This window comes from Spirosoma pulveris (assembly GCF_054781875.1).
In genome coordinates, this window is record NZ_BAAGTO010000003.1 from 253,179 (window position 1) to 272,629 (window position 19,451).

The following is a 19,451-nucleotide window of genomic DNA, read 5'->3' on the forward strand; positions in this document are numbered from 1 at the left end:
TTATATATTAACCACCTTTTAATAGAAAAGACCGTTTCAAATAGAAAACGGCCTTTTCATGCAGTCATTATTGATTAGCGCACTTCCCATTCATGCGTGCCCGGGCCAACCGATAAAATCTTCCAGAAATCTCCTTCCGCAAGGGCTTTAATTACTTTGCCGTTTTCCAGTACCTGACTTTTTGCCTTTTTACGGGGCAGATACACGACACCACTGGTGTTGGCGGGTAGTGTAGCATGCAGTAAGAACCGGTCCGGCGCGTTGTCGAACGCTACCAAAATTGGTCCGCGCAGGGTGGCTAGTTGCAGGGATGCGTGCCGTAATGTATCGGGTTGGGGTTTTATCTGAACGGTTTCATAAACGGGCATCAGCGGCTCTACACCCATCAGTTTCCGAACAATGATGTTTGCTGGTGCCGATCCCCAGGCGTGGTTCCAGTCCTGATTGGGCTTGTAACGGGTATCCCAGGCTTCGGTCGTCATGGTAGAACCGGTTCGGAGCATGTTGTACCAGCTTCGTTCGTCGGTGGAGGTCATCAGGGCCAGTGCGTAAGCGCTTTCATTGGCGTTATAGAGGGCATCGAGCAGAAACTGTGATCCATATACGCTGCAGGCCATCCCCCGCGAGCGCATGTGAGCCAGTACCTTCGATTGCAGTTTTTCGGGCACCAGTCCAAAGGCCAGTGCCATCATGTTGGCATGAAGGGAGGCATGGTCTGTGCCTGCGCCATCGCGCACCAGCCCGGTTTTGGCGTCGATGAACGTCGCCTGAAACGACTTCTTAACGAGACTCGCACGAGTAGCATAGAGCGTGGCGTCATCGGTTTTGCCAAGTCGGCTTGCCAGTTGTGCCATGAAGACCAGCCCCTGGTAATGAAAAGCGTTGACAACGGCGTTGTAATCCGAAAAAACAAAGCCATCCGTTTCACCCGCTTCTTTCTTGCCAAGACCCAAAACGCCCTGCTGCGGCCAGTCGACAATATCCTGAATGGTTGGCCGACCGTCGAAGGTATCGTAGTGAATCGACTTCTTGAATTCGGGTGTTTGCAGTCCAGTTCGGGTGCTGATGAGACCATCCGGCCGAGCGAGGGGCAACAGAAGCTTGGCTTTCAGTTCGGGGTAGAGGGCTTCTACCGTGCGCGAATCGCCGGAGTACAAGTAGTCGTACCACGCAATCAGCACATTTTGCAGTGACCATTCGGTGGGCCAGGTAGCGTGAAAAACCAGGTAATTCAACGACCGTTTGGCCATGTTGTACTCGGCATCGGTAGCGTAATGCGAAAGTTGGTTGAGCAGCGCATCGGCTTCGTACGGAATCCGCTCGCGGTCGCCATCGACATAATATCCGGTGAAGGTTGTGGCTTTGATAGTATGTTTACAGAGGTCCCAGATCTGGTTCAGGGTTGAGTCTGAGCTAGTAAATGTGGTGGCGCTATCGTCGAACGGGTAGGTGACGACCTGCCGAACGACCTGCTCAAGGCGGGTGTCCGGATTAAACGCCAGTTCGACGTACCGAAACGGCAGTACCTCGCCGATGTAATCGGGCATGAGTATGGCTTTGGGGCCGGTGTTGCGCTTATCGGGCTTGAACTGAATGGCGTAGCGGTGTGTCCCTTTTTGTAACGGCACCCGAATTTGGCGGTAACGGAGCGTTCCTGATGGTTTTTCGTTGACGTGGCCATCGGCAGTAACGGCTTCACCCAGATGTACAATCAGCGTATCCGATTCCGAAGCGGACGAAACGGTCAGAAAAACTTGCCCAAAAGCGTCTTTACCAAAATCATACACCGTCCGTTGCCCGAGCGTCCGCTGCGAACGGGGTACTTCTTCGGTTTTAACCAGTGGGTAGAAGGGTGTTTCATATTCCGATAGGCGCGGAGCTGTGCGGAAGGCTCTGGGCTGCGAGAAGTCACTTTCGACGTTTCGTTCATCCCAAACCTTTACTTTCCAGACGTAAATCCGGTTGGTATCCAGCTTTTGCGATGCGGGTAAAAGAACGCCCACACTCTGGCTGCTGATGACTTTCCCGGAATCCCAAACATCGCCCACATTGGTCTGACTGTTTTGTCGGGAGGTCGACAGAATGATCCGGTACGCTGTTTGCCGACTTGTTCCCCCGGCTGTGAAAAGCACCCAGCTAAAGGAAGGGTGGCTGCTGCGGATCAGGGCCAGTTGCCCGGCAAATTTTGCGGAGTCGGCCCCGTCAAGGGAATAGTTCGTTAAAAAACCATTGCTCCACACCTTATCGGTATGGAGCAACAGATCGGTTCGTAAGGCGGTGGGTGCCGTTTGAGCGAAAGCGGTCAGGCTAGCCGCCAACAGCCCAAGGAAGATAACGTAGCGCATGAAATAGGGTTGTTCGCGTAAATCTACACAATGGTCGTCTTTTCAACGTCATCGACTTACATGGGTCAACCTCAGCCCACTCCACCAAAACTACCGTTGGTAAACGCGCACGTAGTCTACTTCGTAGCGGGTAGGAAATGGGGTGCTTGCCGGATCTCCGCCGTTGTCGCCACCAATGGCCAGATTCAAAAGGATGTAATGAGGCTGGTGAAATGGGTTAATGCCCGAGCCGTCTTTGTTGACCGTTTCCGTCAGTGAAACGGTATTCAGTAACAAATCGTCGACGTACAGCTTGATAGACTCTTCCGTCCAGTCCATACGCCAGACGTGGAACTTCTTCGACCAGTCGGGATCGCTGAACGAGGCAACTGTTTTTGTCTTGCTGCGCCATTCCGCCGTCCAGCGTTTGTCGGTACCCCAGGCTACGTTGGCCAGCAGCTTTTCTTTGTAGTACTCCATAATATCGATTTCGCCGTTGGAAGGCCATTCGCCCGCTACGCCCAGCGTCCAGAAGGCAGGCCACAGGCCGGCCCTGGCATCAATACGGCCCCGCATCTCAAATCGGCCATATTTGAAGCTCTGCAGGCCACTCGTGTTGATGCTGGCCGATGTATAGTCGATGGTTTTGCGACTGGCTTTCCAGTCGGTGCTGCCTGCCTGATAGGTCGGGTTGGGGCGCTGTTCGCGTTTGCCTTCAATAACCAGCAGACCGTTTTCGCAGCGGGCATTGTCGGGCTGGTACCACTGTAGTTCGCGGTTGCGGACGAATCCGTTCTCAAACGTCCAGTTTTTGGCGCTGGGTGCTCCCGTCGTGTTGAATTCATCGGACCAGGTCAATTTCCAGGCCGTGTCCGGACCGGCTACAGGGCTACTAATCGGGTTTTCGGGTTTCATGCAACTGCCGAGGTTCAGCAGCAGAGGTAATGACAGCAAAACGAGTACTTGTTTCATAACGTTATGGTTTTCGTGATTGTAACCGGCGGAGAACAGCCGCCAACTGTTTGGGCTTGCCCATATAAGAAGACAGGTCGAGTAGCGCTACTTTGCGAAATTCGACCGGATGGCTTTCACTTTGCAGGGAAATGTATCCGCCGGTCAGTAGCTGTCCGTCTTTCTTCTGGTTCGGGTCAACATTAAGCACATTGCCGCCCCCGATTTGCGGTTTGGAATAGGTCAGGACGGTGTCACCCTCTACAATGTGCTTGATAAGTGAATCGCCCAGAACGAGGGCTTCGGCATGAACCCACTGGTCACCGGCGTAAGTTTTCGAGTTGGAGTCGATGCAGTGCGGGGTAAAGAGCTTGCCGTCCAGCACCACGTTGGTGCCGGGTGTGCATAAGTTGGCCGTGTGCCGTTCGTGCTGGCCATCGCCCCCCAGCAGCTGCATTTCCATGGAGATCGGGAAATCCTGTTTGAGACCCATCGTTTTCGGGTCCTGTCCGTGCAGCATGGCCCCGCTATTCCGAATGGCCCAGCCAGGACCGCCCTTCACCTGCTCGCCAACGAATCGGTATTCCATGACCAGTAAGTAAGCCGAAAAAGGTTTTTTATAAAAAATATGGCCGTATTGCTCATCGAAGGCTTTGTACTGGTCGTAGCGCACCACCATCTTCCCATCTTCCACCCGGAAGGTGTTGCCGTAATTATCATCGACAGGATGCCCTGTTATCTTAACCGACCAGTCCTTCAGGTCTTTGCCGTTAAAGAGTTGAATCCACTTATCAGCCTCGGGTTTGGATGGAATCTGACTCAGGCTGGTCATTAGCAGCACGCAAATGATGAGAAGAAGGGGGCGCATAGAGCAGGTAATTAAGCGAATTGAGTAAATGTGGCGAAAGGTAGGAAAGAAAAAGACGAGACAAGGCATCGTTCTATCTAAACCAATCTAATCTAAAAATTTGAGCATACACAAAATAGGTATAAGGATTGAACTCTGGCAGACATCCGGCGAAACAGGTTGATAACGTCAGACTGGCGACAAAGTGCCAGTCTGACGTTACTGTAGAGAAGAGGGTTGAAGGAATGCAAAGCTAGTTACACTCAAAATCGGCTGAGGGGTTGGTTGTCGTCAAACGTGTTGGTGGTTGACTCTATTTGTGATGTGCGGATCAAGTTGGTCGCACAACTGCTGTCGACAACTTCCCTGCGCGTTTCGGAAATTGCCAACCTGGCAGACTTCGACGATCTGAAGCATTTTCGCAAAACCTTCCAGGGTCTGTATAGTCTCTTATCCTCGGACTACACCCGGCAGTATGGGCAGGGGGCGATCAATTAACTTTTACGATGTTACGTTTGGAGATGGCTAGTGAAACGGACACAAAAAAGGAAGGATGTAAAACGCGTTCGGTGACGTTTTCAATCTTTAGGTCTTTATAAACGCTACCCACACTGTATTCCTTGGTTTTAAGTCGATTTGCATTCGAGTAACTTACCCCCGTCGAGACGATGACTTTCTGTGAGCGACCCAGTATGACGGAGCCACCAAACAGAAAGCCCAGGTTAACGTCTGTTAGTTCTTTAAAGTCAGCATTGATACCAAACATTCCGCCAATCGCTGCATAACTACAGGTTCTTGTGTACACGTGCATCATAGACGCAATACCTGGTGTAACGGTTCCAGCGAACTTGACTTTATCCCGTTGTTTTAATGTATCTCCACTCAGGTAGAATTTATCGTCCGAAATAAATTTAAAAACGGGTCCTACGCTGTAATCTATTTTCACTCCTCCTTTTACCCGGAGCGTTTTCTTGAATGGGGTTTTACCGCTGAGGTCTTCATTAATACCACCAACCTGAACATAAAACTCCAACTCGTCTACATCATCCTGTGCAAAAATTCGATCTGTCGATGTAAAAGCGTAATTGGCAGAATCTAGGGCTTTCAGGAAAAAGTCATTGGTATTCATCAGTGCATCGCCATACTGTTTTTCGAGCGTTTCATAATTATCTCGAACCTGTTCCTGCGCATCCTTAATTTGGGCGGCATGTGCTTTATCTCCAGCGTCGATAGCAGCATTGAATGCTTTTGTATATTGTACATTAGCCTTTTCGTAGGCATCTTCGAACGCATCAAATTTCTTCCTAAGTATGTCAATTGTATCTTTTGTTATCCCTCGGTTTTTTAATGCCTGCTCCATTTTCTTCTCGGTATAATGAGTACCGTCGGTCATGGTGATGGCTAGCTGTTGCTGGACCTTCAGAATATCTTTAACCCCTTTTGCTTTTTCATAATAATCGAGACAAGCGTCAACCAGCGTTTTTAACTGACTTGCTTCTTCCTTAAAGTCGGCCTTTTTCATGACTGGGGCAGCAGTCTGGTTCTCGTTAGCTTCTTCATTTAACCTGCCCATTTTTGTTATCTCCTTCTTGGTTTCAACCAGTTTCTTATCAACCTTGGTCTGTTCATCATCAGTCTTGATTCTGAATAAGGTAGCAATCTCGGCGGGTCTGTCTGTCGATAAATTAATCATTCTGCTATTTATCAGTACCTTTTGAGCAAACGTATTCAGATTGATGATCCGGTAGGCGACAGTCGAGTCTTTGGGTACACAACCAGACTCCCTGCCTTTAAAGGTACTTGATTGATAGTCATACGTAATTACCTGGGCATAGAGGACCTGGCCTGCTCCGAGGAGCAGGAGAATAAGTAAGTATTTCATGGGTGTGGATAGTTAGCGGTTGTGTATGTTTTTCAGGAAACTCATGCTGGGCGCAAAGAAGTACTCGCCCCCTTTCATGTGTACAAACTTGCCGAATGAAGCTGTTTTTAATGTGTTCTGTTCATCCCAGGTTTTGGCAAAATGGCCCTCGCTGTCCCCCGGCCCTTGTCCGATGATTGGGTCCTTACCATCTGTACTGCTATTGGCGCCTTTTTGAATAAACTCAAAATAGTCTTTTATGCTGGCCTGATAACTCATGAAGAGTAGGCCCACTTTTCCCGTGGGCTTGTTATAAATATGTCCGTCGTTGAGATCATCGGTTCGTTCGCCATAGGTAATGCCCCGCCGGGCCATGACCTTGTTACTTTCCACCTGCGTTTTTTTTCCTTGCGGTTCGACACGGGGGTTCGTTTTGCGAATATGACCGTGAAAGGGGCATTTGGTATTATCACCCGATTTATATGTGAAATTGTTGAGTAAGGCACTATTGATCAACTCCGGATTCCCGTTAAGCTCAATTGGAGTGCCGTCCTCAAATCGGCCGACCAGCATGGCCCCGGCACGTTCCTTGTCCTCGCCTACCAGCTCCAAATCAATGGCTAACTTGGCCTCTGCCAGTTTGAAGCCTTTTACATCCTGCTCCAGTTTACGGAAGACGAAGTAGCTGCCCCATGCGTTGGTGCCCTGGGGAGCAAACGGGTCCTTTACTAATACCAATTCTTTAGCTGCACGTGGGTCGAACTTGATTTTGTTCTCGTCGTTTTCTGTGCAGTTGACACTATCGTTTTTCTTGATGTCGGCTTCGTCAATTATGTTATTCTTTTTTTTGTAGATCTCCCATTCATCGGTAAAGAATAAGGGCTGCGATATACCGTCGACATAGCCAAAATGTTCAATGCCAGCCCCTTCTTCATTAAATTGAGCATCCCCTTTTTCGATGGTAGTTATTTCGGCAAACGATTCAATTGCATGGACAGCTTCATCAACCGATTTCATGAGGGCTTCCGGGCTGGAATGGGCCAGCAACAGCATAAAATGGTTATCCCTGGCTAATCCGCTATCCCAATTTGTCGGGTCTGGGTCACCAAGGGACGCTTGCTTCATGCCGTTTTGAAAGGCAGTATCGTCGAAACTAGACCTCGCGTCCGTGCCAAACAAGTAGTCATAGCCCGCAGCACTAATGTGAATACAGGCGAAAAGACCCGTATCGACTTTCTCTTCTTTCCAAAGTGCGTTACTTCGTAATTGGGCGTACCCCGACTGTATAATAGCGTCTTCGCCTTTGACCAGATTTTCGAGCCAGGCTTTGGCGCTGGTTTGCTGCTTGTCAAGACAGTGAATAAAGATGTTAGCCGTATGGTGGCGGCCATGCGATTTAAGGATGTTGCCCTGAATGCCATCAAGTAATGAGCGATTGGATACGGATTGTGGGTCTAGTAGAACAGTCATGGTCAGCTAAGTAGAGGGTAGAATTTTCTTAAATAAACCTTCGATAAAATCGGTGCCGGCATAGCCAGCCGCTACAATAGCCAGTTGAGCCTCCCGGCTGAAGTCGGCATTATCATGGCCAAAGCTGGCCAGACAACCGGCAATAAAGCCGATCAACAGCGATAGCCAAAGCTGGCGGGAATCGAACTGGCTATTATAAATGGTTTTGGCACTGGCCGTATTTGTACCGGCAGCTTCGGCCGTGGCCTCTTCTTTGAGTTTCTTGAGGCCAATAACAACGCGGATTCCCTGCCCGATGATGCCCAGTAGTCCACATAGCATTAGATTGATAAGGATACGCTCGTTAGTCATTTTTTAAGTGAGTTAGGGTTTAACATGTTTTTGACGTTAATGAGTAATTCATGGCAGAGCGTGGATAGAGTCGGAAAGCCAATGATAAGCATCTGAAGTTGTAGGGCATTGTTAGAACTACTCAAAGGTCGATATAGTCTATTTCTATGCAAATCACTGATTATGATGATTTTGTATCCTACTATTTAGGGATATTCCTATTGTTGAGCCGCACATGGTCTCCAGGTTGGGATATTCGGACAGACGGTGTAAGTTTGTTTAAAACACACCCTTATGAAGAAGCTGCTACTTTTTTTGTGCTTACTGGCGCAAACAGGGTTCGCGCAAATTTCCAGGCTCGATAGCCTCAAACAGGCGTTGACCAGACTACAGAAATTACCCGGAGGCTACTCAAAAGACACCCTCACCTACAACACCCTGAAAGACGTCATGACTGGCTACGTGGACGTGGATATTGATTCGTCATTCCATTACAACATCCGTCTGATTAGGCTATGTGAGGGCGCGAATCTTCAGAAAGAACTCATCTACGCCTACCAGTATGCCGGGTATATTTATCAGTTACGGGGCGACTACGATCAAACTATACGGTTTCATTACAAAGCCTTACACCTTGCCGAAGGGCTGAAGCAATACACCCGAATGGCAAAGTCGCTTGGCGCCTTAGCCCATGCCTACTGTAGTCTTGGGCAATATGAAAAGGCAACAGAGCTAGGCATTCAGGGACGGGCTATACTGAAGCAGCATCCTGACATAACTATACAACTGTCGATTCAAAATACGTTTGGGGCTATTTATCGGGGGAAGAAAAAGTTTGCCGAAGCCCTAAAGTCGGATCGAAAGATGGATACGCTGGCCCGTAAATACCACATTCTGTGGTTCGAAGCGCAGGGGCTACACACAATTGGGTGGGATTATATGGAGCTGGGCGACACGATACAACCGCTCGGCTATTTTGATAGAGCACTGGTGCTGGCTCGTAAAGTTGGAAGTGCCGATCTGGAAAAAAGTATTTTGATCCACATCGGCGATGCTTATCTCCGGCGGCAAAAATGGACACAGGCGCTAACTTATTATAACTTGGCCAGACAAACCGCTGTCCGGCTAAAAAACAGCAGTATTGTCGCTGAAGCCGACGAGAAATTATATGTAGCCTTTAAGCGGAAAGGCGAACCTGGGGAAGCCCTGAGGGCCTATGAGGAGTTCGTTTTTCTGAAAGATAGCCTCGCCAAAGAAACCAACGAACAGCGAATAGAGACGTTGCAGGCCCTGTATGATAATCAGCAGAAAGAAAACCAGCTGCAGAAGCAGGCTGCCGAGCAGAAGTTGCAGAAACTACAGATGACTCAGTACGCCCAGATCCAGAACGGGCTGTTCCTTGGTATTATGTTCATGCTGCTGGGAGCCCTGCTTCTTTACCGCAACAACCGGCAACTGCAAGCGAAAAACCGGAAGATCGATCAGCAGCGAACGCTCCTCGAAATCGCCCGCGAACAACTCGCTGACATCAATAAGACGCTGGAAGTACGCGTAGAAGAACGTACGCAGGAACTGTCGTCGGCAAACCGGGAATTGATCCAAAAAAACGAAGAAATAAAAGCCGCCCTGTTCAAGGGGCAGACCATCGAAAGAAAACGGGTAGCCCTCGAACTGCATGATAACCTGAGCAGTTTGCTGAGCGCGGTAAACATGAGTATCCAGGCCATCAATCCGCAGAACTTATCCGAAGCTGAACAGTCGGTCTACCGAAACGTCAAACAGCTTATCCAGAACGCTTATTCGGAAGTGCGGAATATTTCGCACAACATTCTCCCGGCCGGGCTTGAGCAGGAAGGGCTGGTCGCCACCCTGAAAACACTGGTGGGGCAGCTGAATCAAAATTCACCGCTCCAGTTTTCGCTTTTAATAAACGGGCTAACGGCGCGGCTTCCTGTAGAAATTGAGTTCAATGTATACAGTATTGTTTTTGAGTTGATTAACAATGCGATACGTCATGCCAAAGCCACTCGGGTTATAATTAATCTGGACAGAACAGACCAGGGAATTGCTATTTCAGTAGCAGACGATGGCATTGGTCTGGGCCAGTATCCGACCAAACGAGGGGTGGGGCTGCAAAATATCCAGACCCGGCTGGATTCGCTGGGAGGCACGTTTGAAACCGACTTGCCCGTTGAAAAAGGAACCTGTATTTACATAAAAATTCCCATTGAAATCAACCGTTTCAATGGGAATGCTGGCTTGGTATGAAGTAGGCTGTGTCTATGTCGGTTACCCTATCACAGTATTATTGCATTTTGGCGGATCGGTAGAGGTCATGCATTCCTTAAAATTCGAGCCATCTAAGGCGATAGAACTCTCCGGCGTCTTTACGAGTGGAAATTCGACAAATGTATTTTTTTGCAGGCTTAATAAACCCTTATGGGTGGTTAACTGCTGCTGGCTGAATTCCACAACCATATGCATATTCACGAAGCTCACCTCTCCACCCAATTTAATGGGATTGCTTATGTCAATGGGCTGACGGTTTTTGTCCAATAGAAAGAGGTGTATTTGACCGTCAATAACGTGAATGGTAGCTGGGCCAACCAGGTGAATGTATGTACCCTCTGGTGTTTCGGTGCGAGGTTCCATAATGAAAGTGGGTTAGATGTGAAGGAATTTATTAAATTAAACGAGATTAAATTTGATAGCATACTTTACCAGACCGATGGTCGTTTGAACGCCTAATTTCTGCATCAGGTGTTTGCGGTGCGTTTCGACCGTGGTAGGGCTGATGAATAATTTTTCCGCGATCTGCGTTCCCGAATACTCCTGTGCAATTAGTTTTAGTACGTCCAGTTCCCGTTTCGATATGGTTATCTTCTGAGGTTTATCATGATCGGGGACGACTTCAATTCCAGCTTCGTTGGCCAGTTGCAGCATCACTTGCTCACTATAGAATTTATTGCCTTTGCTGATAGTACGCAGGGCAGTCTCCAGTTCAGAACGCTCGGCGCTTTTCAACACGTAGCCATCGGCTCCCGCACGAATGGCCTCTTTGATGGCTTCGGGCTGGTCGGCCACCGTGAGCAGGCAAATTTTTACCTGCGGAAAACGCTGGCGTAGCTGAATGGTTAGCTCGATGCCTCCCATTACCGGCATTTGAACATCCGAAACGATCAGCGTAATGTCGGTCTCAATTTCCAGGGCTGTTAACACCTGTTGACCGTTGGTGTGTTTCGACACGACCTCAACTCCGTCGATACTCGCGAGGAGCATGGCGATGCTATCCAGCAGGATTCGGTGGTCTTCTGCAACAAGAATGCGCATAAGCAAGTGAAATAAGGCTGGCTCACCGCAATACTGGTTACTCGCTCCATTTTGCGATGGTTCAAAAAGGTATAGGGTGGATAGAAACGTACCCTAAAGGTCTGTAATCAGACTTTAGCCAACTATCCCCGATTCGTATGATTTTATATCCTCTAATTTAAGGATATTGGTCTGCCGTTGATGCAAACCAATTTCACGGCTACCTGTACTGTTATTTACGCAGACCCTACAGGAGCTGATCGGATTATTGTAATTTGCTGCCATGAGAGACTTCACAAATTGCCTGGTCCTGTTGCTGATGCTTTCGCCTATGCTCAGTTGCGGCAGTGGCCCGTTGGAAAAGAAATACCGTAGTCAAACTATGTGGTACGACATACGGGTCGGGTCGAACGCAAAAAATGACTCCATCAACCACGAACTCTGCCGACTTGCCGTGACCGATAACGCCAGCCGTAAGCTAAAGAACGAGGATTTTACCTATCAGGAGTTGATCGATCAGGGGTATGACCTGCTGGCTAAAACGCACTCAGAGGCTTATGCCGACAGCTTGCGCGAAGCATATAACCATAAGTGAGCCTTGTCCGATTGCTCATAGGCTGCTCAAGGTGCCGGTGAAGCTTTCGCCCTCCTTCAGGCTCTTGGCGGCTACTCGCTTTCCATCAATTTCCAGTGTCTTAAAGGGAAGTTGACCGTGTAAAACAGTCAGGGAAATTTGCAGTTTACCGCTTTGTCGGGACTTGGTGCAGGTTCCCCATGCGTAGCCGTTCGACCAAAAGAACGTTCCTTCCTGATTATTGAACTGCATCGTCTGGCTCACACCCGAATAATGAAAGCCGCTCAGGGCCAGGGTAGTGGCCCAGCTAACCATAGCGCGGGCGTAATGGTGACCGCATTCCGCTTCGTCAAATGGGTTGCGTTTGCTGCCGTCGAATCGGTTGCGGATGTTACGGATACACAGCAGACCCGGCTCGGTCTGGTTTTCGTACAGCATACCAATGGCGGCTGTGTACTCAAAGCCGGTCATCACTTCCGAGAAGTACGGAAACGGTACTTTGGGGCGTCCTTTGGGCCAACTGGCCATCAGTAAAGATGCTTCATCACCCAGCGCATACGACCGCATGTTGTTGAAATGGTCGGTCATGGAGGCTCGGTAGTTGTACTTCAGAATGGATTTCAGCGTCGTTTTTACATGATCCGGGTTCACCAGGTAACCCAGCCCACAAACGTGCGCCATAAACTGCCCCACCAGTTGATCGACCAGGCAACCTTTGGCCAGTTGGTAAGCCGGATCGTTCTGCTCCACTTTGTTAAAACCCGAAAAGGTACCTTTGGCAATCAGGTGGCCCGCCGGAGAGATAACCTGCTGCTCGTAGTAGTCGCCGTTGAACAGGTTGGCATCCGTCCAGGCACTGCCTTTCTGGAAAATCTGGTCGCAGGTTTGGGCAAACGAACGATCATTCATGGCCGTTGCCATCGCCGAAGCGGCTTTCAGCGCGCCCAGGTACCAGAGCTGCATTTGTGGATTAGGACCGAAGTACTCGACGTCCATGGTGTTGTGCTGCGCACCTTCCATCACGCCATCACGGTCGGCATCCCAGCCACCTGGTATCCAGGCAAACGCCAGCGCCTGTTTGACCTGCGGCCAGTTTCTACGCAGGAAATCGGTATCGCCGGAGAGCTGCCAGTCGCGGTAAAACTTCATGATCGTACCCATCTGCCCATCGGCGGCCGCTACGCCACCACCAAAGCCTTTTTGCAGCGGTAAGCCCACCCGAAAGCTCATCAGGCCGGTGTTGTCCATGGCATAGTTGAACTCAACATCCCGCATGGTTTTTGCCAGATTGCCGAACAGGAACGGGGTCGCCTGTTCGTAATTCCAGACGTGGGTACACGACCCCTGGCAGGAGCCCACATCGTCCATAACGCCCTCCCAGCCAAACAGACGGCCATCTTCCGTCCGGAAAACCGTTTGCGATCGTAAGGTGCTGGTGTTGAACAAAGCCGCTTCTTTTACTTCGTCGGGGTAGGTGCTCTGAACCAGCGCGTTAACAAATTGCAGGGTTTTCTGCTCCAGCTTCGGTAAAAGGGGTACGGTTTTGTCGGCCACGGCCCAGGCGTCTTTGTACTGCGTGGTGTAGTAGTTGCCTACGCGCTCCTTCGACCAGCCGAAACGGTTGGGGAAGTGCCAGGTCAGGAAAAAAGTGAACGCCTGCGTCTGGTTCGGTCCGATCATCTTCTGCACCGCCAGTGAAGCCATCGGATCTTCATCGGCCGGGCTTGTCTTTTCGGTTAGTTTACCGTCGTCGCTGAAATCATCCCAGAAATCGAGCAGGGCATTTTCCCAGGCATTGGTTACGGACGACGTGCGGTAACTCACACCCTGTGACTCGGCGGTGGTGAGAGCAACTGTACCCCATGCCGGATCGGCTTTATCGACCCCATCGGAATACATATAGATACCGGTAAGACCGTTCTCCTGCCGAAACTGATTGCGGTTCTGTTTGGCCCCCTGCGGCTCCAGCTCGCCTTTCCAGGATTTGTGATTTTTGCTGCCGTCGCGCCCGATGAAGTTATGCATCGACCCGCAAATGGAAACCGTTATGGGCTGGTTGCCGGTGTTGGTTACTTCGTACGTCAGGACGGCAATGGGTAATCCACTGGCGTCTGCATCGGCGGGAATGAGTGGGTTGAAGCCTTTTATACGTACCGAAACCGGCATGGCGGCATCGCTCAGGCTAACCTGCCCAAAGGGATACGCCGTTTCAAAACTGGCGTTGGCAAAGCGGGGCAGGCCATGATGATCGACCGGGCGACCTTCCATGTGCTGGTACTCATGCGATTCGAGCGGCCCCAGCAGGGCTTTTGTCTTTTTGGCTTCCAATACATGAATGGCGAAGAAGGGTGCAGTATTGCCCGTCAGCACGGTACTATATCCTTTGGCCGGTCGGTTCATGATTTCCCAATCCTGCAACTGCCCACGTCCGCCGAGGGAGACGGTTCCGGTACCAATGCCACCCAGCGGTAGAGCAATTCGGGTGAGGTGTTGCTGGTCGTAGCGTTTTAGTACCGGCCAGGCCTGAGGATGCCACAGCGATGACTGAGCCTGTACCGTACAGGCTGCGAGGACCAGGAGCAGAACTATTACTTTTTTCATAATCTCGAAGACAGTAGGCAGGAGTGAAAACTACAGAGCAGGGACGGTTGTGGGGCAGTTATTCCTAAAAGCCTCTGCCAGTCCGTTTTTTACCATCGACGCTTGTGGCATAAGGGTAAAGAGTAAGGGGTTTAAACGTCATATCTCCAGGATATGACGTTTAAACCCCTTACTCTTTACCCTTGCCCGACTCTATTGCTTACAGCGGATTTTGTACGATGGCTTTGTTCGCGTTGATTTCCCGGCGGGGAATCAGGAACTCCCACTGAACATCGCCGGGCGCTACGTCGAAGAGGACAACCACTGCCGAACTGGTATTGGTTGTACCGTTCCGGTTGAGGGCCATGTTCATGCGCTTCAGATCCGTGAACCGGAAGCCTTCGCCCCACAGTTCGATACGACGCTGGAACAGAATCTCGTTGAGCAACGCGCTACCCGTACTGGTCGATAACTTGTACGAAGGGTCACGTTTGCTAACCAGCTCGAACAGCACACTGGCGGCTGCCGTAGCATTGCCCAGCCGTGCCTGTGCTTCGGCTTCGATCAAATACATTTCGGCCACCCGCATGTACGGAATATCGCCCATGGCACTGGTGGAGGGTGTACCCGGTAGTCGGAATTTCTGGTTCATGTACGGAACACGTACACCACCCGTTGGCACGATGGAGTTAGCCGCCGTTGGCGTTTTTACCCACATCTTCGAGCGCACGTCCGTAGTCGGAATCTGGTCGTACAGCAGGCTGTTGATGGCTTTCGGCGTTACCCGGATGTTGGTGGAATTATAGTTGCTGGACATGTAGGAGTGAAAAGCGCCGAAGAACTCCGACTGATCTTCGACGTGGTCGAACCCCCACATCCACTCGGGATTGCCTATGTCCGCGAAGCCTTCCTGATACTGAGCCATGCTCATCAGCGAAAAGCCTTTGCGGGCTTCGGCGGCAAGTTTTGCGGCATCGGCCCAGTTCTGCTGGGTCAGTGCTACCCGCGCCTGCAGACCTTTGATCACCTCCAGATTAATGTGCGATTTAAACGAACGGGTGGAGGTAAGCAGCGTGGCCGCATCGGCCAGATCCTTGTTTACCTGCGTGTATACTTCCTCGACGGTGGCCCGCGGCAGCCCTTCGGTGGTGGGTGTCAGCACCAGCGGTACGCCCAACTGGCTATTGGGTTTCGTCGCTGCATCGTACCGCTTCCCGTAAAGTTGTACCAGATTGAAATACGAGAACGCCCGCAAGGCCAGCGCTTCTCCCTTAACCTGATTGCGCTCCGACTGCGTACCGGCGGCTTTGTCAATGTTGGCAATACCAATGTTCGCATTGCCGATTACCCGGTAATACAGCTCATAGGGAAGCTGATCGCCCACCGATGTTTCTGAGCGGTGAGCCTGCCAGCGCTGTTCGGGCAGGTGCCAGGTATTTGAGGTGTTGCTCAGGAGCAGATCTTCGCCCAGCGCGTCGATGATGATCATCATGGCCGGGTGACCAAAGTGCCCCTGAGAGCCCAGGTACCGGACAACCATGGCCCGGTAAATACCATTGATGGCACTGGCGGCATTTTTCGTGGTGGAATAGGCCGCCCCGGCATCGATACTGGCGGTGGGTGCCGTTTCCAGATATTCTTTTTCGCAGGCTGTTGTCAGCAGGGCCAGCGCTAGTACTAAAGTTAAATAGCTTGCTTTCATGAATTGTCTGAAACTTAAAGCGTAAATGAAACACCCAGGATGATGCTTTTGGCCGGGCTGAAGACGTTGCTGGTTACCCCCGTAAAGGTTTGCTGAACGTTCATTCCCTTCCTGTGCGACAGGATAAGGAAGTTCTCACCAGTAATGTACACTTGTGCATTCTCCAGAAAGGCTCTTCGCGACAAGGTAGCGGGCAGCGCATACGAAAGCGTTATGGTACGAAGGTTCAGGTAACTGGCATTCGTGAGCCAGCGGTCCGATGCGGCATCAAAATCCGATGTGCGTCCGGCATCCATACGGGGCACATTGGTGATGTCGCCGGGGGTCCGCCACCGGTTCAGAATATCGACGGATTTGGCGCTGCCATACCCGCCCGAACTCATCAGGGCCGCGTAGGCTCCGTCGTAGGTTTTACCGCCTAACTGATACACCGTCAGCGCCGAGAGGGTAATGCCTTTATAGCGGAAGGTATTCGTAAATCCACCCGACACCGTGGGGATCGACGAGCCGCTATAATGGTAGCGTGCATTATTGACGCTGGTTGTGAGCGTGTCTCCGCCTTCGGTGATGCGGGAGTTCGAGGCTACATAGTTTGCCGCCCGGTATTGCGCTTCGCCCGTTGTTGGATTCACACCCTTGTATTCGCGGAGCCAGTAGTCGTAGATTGACCGGCCCACGGCCAGTTTCTTCGTGCCGTCAATGATTTCGGGGTTTTCATCGGGCATCTTCGTAATCCGGTTTTTTACGCGGGTAGCGTTCAGGTCGATACGCCAGGTGAAATCCTTCGTCCGGATGGGTTCAATGCCCAGTTCAATCTCCATCCCCCGGTTGTACATCGTGCCGATGTTTCGGGTAACGGTCGAAATGCCATCCGACAGGGGTAAGGGTACGGCGAAGATCAGGTTGGACGACCGGCGGTCGAAGTACTCGACCGTACCGGAAACGCGCCCTTTGAACAGGCTGAACTCCAGTGCTGCATCGAAGGAGTTGCTCGACTCCCAGGCCAGGTTCTGGTTGCCAAGGCTCGTTTGCAGAATACCCGCTTCCGATGCGTTGTTCCAGCTCCCTAAGCCGAATAAAGGCTGCCAGGCGTAGTAACTGATGGTATTGTCCTGGGCAAAAGCCGCCGTATTTCCTCCGCCATCATTACCGGTCTGGCCATACGAAGCCCGTAATTTCATGGAATTGATGGTTGGAATAGACCGCAGGAAATCTTCCTGGTCGATACGCCACGCACCACTCACGGAGTAGAACGTACCCCAGCGGGAATCCCGGTAGAACTTACTGGAGCCATCGCGCCGAACCGAAGCCGAGAGAAAGTACTTCTGGTCGTAGTCGTAGTTGATGCGGGAGAAATAACCCTCAACCCGACGCGTGTTGTACACCGACGACAAAAAGGTTGTGGTTGTGAAGTTGCCCAACTCATAATTGCCGTCCACGATCTGCTGCGAACGAGACCCTTCCAGGTTGTTGTCGTTGATGCTGAAATTCTCGTGACCCAGCAGCACATCGAAGGTATTCTTACCGAACGACTTATTGTAGTTCAGCAACTGGTTGAGGTTGAAGCTGGTGATGTTCTGAAACTGGTGGTTCGCACGGCCTGCCGGAGCGCCGTCTCCCACTTCGGGGTTGCCATAGGTGAACACATTCGTATTGGTAATGTCCGTCCCTACGTTCACCGAAAACTTGAAATCTTTCAGGAACGAAACTTCGGCGAAACCTCGTGCTCCCAGAACATTACGGCGCAGGAAGTTCTGGTTCAGCAGCGTTTCTGCAACGGAATGGCGACCGCCGAACTGGGGCCGGGCGGGTAAACCCAGGGAGGTCAGGTTGCCGTAATCCCAGCGTCGCTGGCCGTTCGGCAGCGTCAGAAACTGGCCGGCATTATTTGGGTCGTACGCGTATACCGGGTAGATCGGGCCGATGTTCCGCGAGAAGAAAAACGGGTTGACGAAGCTGGTGCTGCCATCGGCATCCGCCTGGTTGGACTTCGAGATGGTCGTAGACAGGTTAGCTCCCACCCGAAACCAGGGTTTCATTTGGGAATTGATATTGATCCGGCCCGTGAACCGCTCGAAATCGGAGCGGATCAGATACCCTTTGTCGTTGAGGTAACCCAGGGATACAAAATAATCGGAGTTTTTCTGGCCGCCGGCGAAGCTTACGTTCAGTTCACGCCGGTTCCCCTGACGCGTAATCGGCTTTTCCCAGTTCAGATCATCGGGCGAAAACAGAAGCTGGGCATTTTGGTTAAACTGCCCGTCGGTATTGACCAGTTGGTTGTCGGGTACATTATACACGTTGTAGCCAACCAGGCTAACCAGTCGGTTCGTGGCATCGGCGTTTGCCGTTGCCAGGGCTACCGGGTTTGTGGCCCGGTAGGCAATGCTGTTCCGGTAGGTTTCCCACATCAGCGGGTAATACTCGCCAACGCCAACCCGGTCGTATTCGGGTAAGCCCCGGCTACTAAAGCCCTGTGTATAGCGCACGTTGATGGTGTTTCGGTCTTTCAGCCCTTTTTTGGTCGTTACGACCACCACGCCATTAGCCGCCCGCGCACCGTAAAGGGCAGTTGAGGCCGCATCTTTCAAAACCGACACGCTTTCGATGTCGCTCGGGTTTATGTTGGCAATATTACCCGAATACGGAATGCCGTCCACCACATACAAAGGGTCATTGCCCGACGAGATGGAGCCGAATCCCCGGATGCGAATTTCGGGAGCGGAGCCCGGCTGACCGCTGCCAGCCGTTGTCTGAACGCCCGACACTGCACCCGAAAGGGCCTGTGCCACGTTGCTGACGCCACGATTCTGAATCTGCGTTGTTGACAGCGTCCCTGCCGAACCCGTAAAGGATGCCCGTTTGGCTGTTCCAAAGGTGGTCACGATAACTTCGTCCAGATTAGCGGCATCGGGCACCAGGTTGACCGTAATGGTCGACTTATTACCGATAGCAATCTCCTGAGAAGCGTAACCAATGAAGCTGAACACCAATCGGCCCGCAGCGGGCGCGTTTAACCGATAGTTACCCTCGGCGTCGGTGGTTGTTCCGCGCGTTGTTCCTTTAAGCTGTACGCTTACACCGGGCAGTCCGCCCCCGTCTTCGGATGATGTGACCCGGCCACTCACCGTAAAATCCTGTGCCAGCGCAGGTAGGCAGGAGAGAAGTGCCAAACACCAACTGACCAATAGAAATTTTCTCATGAAGTGTTACTGATAAAGTGTTTTAATAGGGTTTTAATTTAAGGGGGCAAAAGTAAGCTATAATCTATAAAATCAATATATTATTCTTAAAAAGTATTTATTGATATAGTATTAATATTGTATAAAGTGCATAATGACAAATTAATATTAAATGTAAGTATTGTTATATAATGTTACCTAATCAGGTGTTGATGCTGATTGAAATTGCCCGATTGTTGGTATTAGTTTGATTATTTTTATTCAAAAGGATATTGGCTAAATAAGTATCGGTATAAGTTGACGTGAAAGGCTATCAGTAAG

Annotated in this window: 14 protein-coding genes; 3 read left to right on the plus strand and 11 right to left on the minus strand. The window is 50.9% G+C overall.

What is annotated here, in order from left to right:
* Positions 1-74: 74 nt before the first annotated feature.
* The 3 genes from ACYVJM_RS13825 to ACYVJM_RS13835 form a co-directional block, all read right to left on the minus strand.
* Positions 75-2,345, minus strand: a complete 2,271-nt coding sequence (locus ACYVJM_RS13825) for an alpha-L-rhamnosidase-related protein (protein ID WP_461148822.1) — start codon at positions 2,343-2,345, stop codon at positions 75-77.
* 90 nt (positions 2,346-2,435) lie between these two features.
* On the minus strand, positions 2,436-3,296 hold the full coding sequence (locus tag ACYVJM_RS13830) for a glycoside hydrolase family 16 protein (RefSeq protein WP_461148823.1): 861 nt from the start codon (positions 3,294-3,296) through the stop codon (positions 2,436-2,438).
* A 4-nt stretch (positions 3,297-3,300) separates the two neighbouring features.
* On the minus strand, positions 3,301-4,143 hold the full coding sequence (locus ACYVJM_RS13835; protein WP_461148824.1) for a 3-keto-disaccharide hydrolase: 843 nt from the start codon (positions 4,141-4,143) through the stop codon (positions 3,301-3,303).
* Positions 4,144-4,425: 282 nt separating this feature from the next.
* On the opposite strand from ACYVJM_RS13835, the gene ACYVJM_RS13840 reads away from it, so the two are divergent.
* Positions 4,426-4,620, plus strand: coding sequence for a helix-turn-helix transcriptional regulator (locus ACYVJM_RS13840; RefSeq protein WP_461148825.1), 195 nt, complete (start codon positions 4,426-4,428; stop codon positions 4,618-4,620).
* Here the strand turns inward: ACYVJM_RS13840 and ACYVJM_RS13845 are convergent.
* Genes ACYVJM_RS13845 through ACYVJM_RS13855 form a run of 3 tightly spaced genes read right to left on the minus strand, consistent with a single transcriptional unit; the run spans position 4,613 to position 7,804 of the window.
* Positions 4,613-6,004: a hypothetical protein gene (locus tag ACYVJM_RS13845; RefSeq protein ID WP_461148826.1), complete on the minus strand. Its 1,392-nt coding sequence runs from the start codon at positions 6,002-6,004 to the stop codon at positions 4,613-4,615. The genes ACYVJM_RS13840 and ACYVJM_RS13845 overlap by 8 nt on opposite strands.
* A gap of 12 nt (positions 6,005-6,016) precedes the next feature.
* Complete coding sequence (locus ACYVJM_RS13850) at positions 6,017-7,453, minus strand: Dyp-type peroxidase (protein WP_461148827.1); 1,437 nt, start codon at positions 7,451-7,453, stop codon at positions 6,017-6,019.
* 6 nt (positions 7,454-7,459) lie between these two features.
* The gene (locus ACYVJM_RS13855) at positions 7,460-7,804 is read right to left on the minus strand and encodes a hypothetical protein (protein ID WP_461148828.1); all 345 of its coding nucleotides are present in this window, start codon (positions 7,802-7,804) and stop codon (positions 7,460-7,462) included.
* A gap of 273 nt (positions 7,805-8,077) precedes the next feature.
* Between ACYVJM_RS13855 and ACYVJM_RS13860 the strand changes: the two genes are divergently transcribed.
* The gene (locus tag ACYVJM_RS13860) at positions 8,078-10,051 is read left to right on the plus strand and encodes a tetratricopeptide repeat-containing sensor histidine kinase (protein ID WP_461148829.1); all 1,974 of its coding nucleotides are present in this window, start codon (positions 8,078-8,080) and stop codon (positions 10,049-10,051) included.
* Between the two features lie 21 nt (positions 10,052-10,072).
* Here ACYVJM_RS13860 and ACYVJM_RS13865 read toward each other — a convergent pair whose 3' ends face one another.
* Entirely contained in the window at positions 10,073-10,435 is a 363-nt protein-coding gene (locus ACYVJM_RS13865; RefSeq protein ID WP_461148830.1) for a hypothetical protein, read from the minus strand.
* 36 nt (positions 10,436-10,471) lie between these two features.
* Positions 10,472-11,113, minus strand: coding sequence for a response regulator (locus ACYVJM_RS13870; RefSeq protein WP_461148831.1), 642 nt, complete (start codon positions 11,111-11,113; stop codon positions 10,472-10,474).
* Positions 11,114-11,375: 262 nt separating this feature from the next.
* Here ACYVJM_RS13870 and ACYVJM_RS13875 point away from each other — a divergent pair, with 262 nt between their 5' ends.
* Positions 11,376-11,687 carry a hypothetical protein gene (locus ACYVJM_RS13875; protein ID WP_461148832.1) on the plus strand — a complete coding sequence of 104 codons (312 nt, stop codon included), beginning with the start codon at positions 11,376-11,378 and terminating at the stop codon, positions 11,685-11,687.
* Positions 11,688-11,702: 15 nt separating this feature from the next.
* On the opposite strand, the gene ACYVJM_RS13880 is transcribed toward ACYVJM_RS13875, so the two are convergent.
* The 3 genes from ACYVJM_RS13880 to ACYVJM_RS13890 form a co-directional block, all read right to left on the minus strand.
* Entirely contained in the window at positions 11,703-14,267 is a 2,565-nt protein-coding gene (locus ACYVJM_RS13880; protein ID WP_461148833.1) for a GH116 family glycosyl-hydrolase, read from the minus strand.
* A gap of 199 nt (positions 14,268-14,466) precedes the next feature.
* Complete coding sequence (locus ACYVJM_RS13885) at positions 14,467-15,948, minus strand: RagB/SusD family nutrient uptake outer membrane protein (protein ID WP_461148834.1); 1,482 nt, start codon at positions 15,946-15,948, stop codon at positions 14,467-14,469.
* Positions 15,949-15,962: 14 nt separating this feature from the next.
* The gene (locus ACYVJM_RS13890; protein WP_461148835.1) at positions 15,963-19,151 is read right to left on the minus strand and encodes a SusC/RagA family TonB-linked outer membrane protein; all 3,189 of its coding nucleotides are present in this window, start codon (positions 19,149-19,151) and stop codon (positions 15,963-15,965) included.
* Between the last annotated feature and the right edge of the window lie 300 nt (positions 19,152-19,451).